This window comes from Cupriavidus sp. SK-4 (assembly GCF_000611125.1).
In the GTDB taxonomy this organism is placed as follows: Bacteria; Pseudomonadota; Gammaproteobacteria; order Burkholderiales; family Burkholderiaceae; genus Cupriavidus; species Cupriavidus necator.
The window spans coordinates 1-567 of record NZ_JFJW01000188.1; the positions used below are offsets into that span (position 1 = coordinate 1).

1 pseudogene is annotated in these 567 nt (G+C 71.3%); it reads left to right on the plus strand.

Annotated elements, in window-relative coordinates:
- Positions 1–55 precede the first annotated feature (55 nt).
- Positions 56–567 (plus strand): annotated as a pseudogene (locus CF68_RS34360) (integrase); the annotation flags it as partial.

Below are 567 nucleotides of genomic sequence, written 5' to 3' on the forward strand. Positions count from 1 at the left end.
CCCGATTTGACCGCTCCCCCAAGCTCCGCCGATTCTGAAAATACGGCGCCTACTCATGGAATTGCTCCCGCTCCCACCTTTGGACGGTCCGGCCGCCCCGCTCCCCACCGCGCTTCCCATCCCGCTGGAGCGCCTGCGCCTGCCTCCGGCACTGTCCGGCGTCGCCGGCAGCAACCGCGCCTCCGCCAACGCCACCCGCATCGCCGCGGCCGACGACCTCGCCGCCGTCACCGCCTGGCTCGCGCGCTATGCCGACAGCGCGGCGACGCTGACCGCCTACCGGCGCGAGGTCGAGCGGTTGATCCTATGGGCGGTGCTGCAACTGGGCAAGCCGCTATCGTCGCTCACGCACGAGGACCTGCTCACGTACGAGCGTTTTCTGGCCGACCCGCAACCGGCCGCGCGCTGGGTGCTGGCCGGCGGCAAAAAACTCGCGCGCAGCCATCCCGACTGGCGCCCGTTTGCCGGACCACTGGCGCCCCGCAGCGTGCGCCAGGCGCTGGTGATACTGAACGCGCTGTTCGCCTGGCTGACCGAGGCCGGCTATCTGGCCGGCAACCCGCTCGC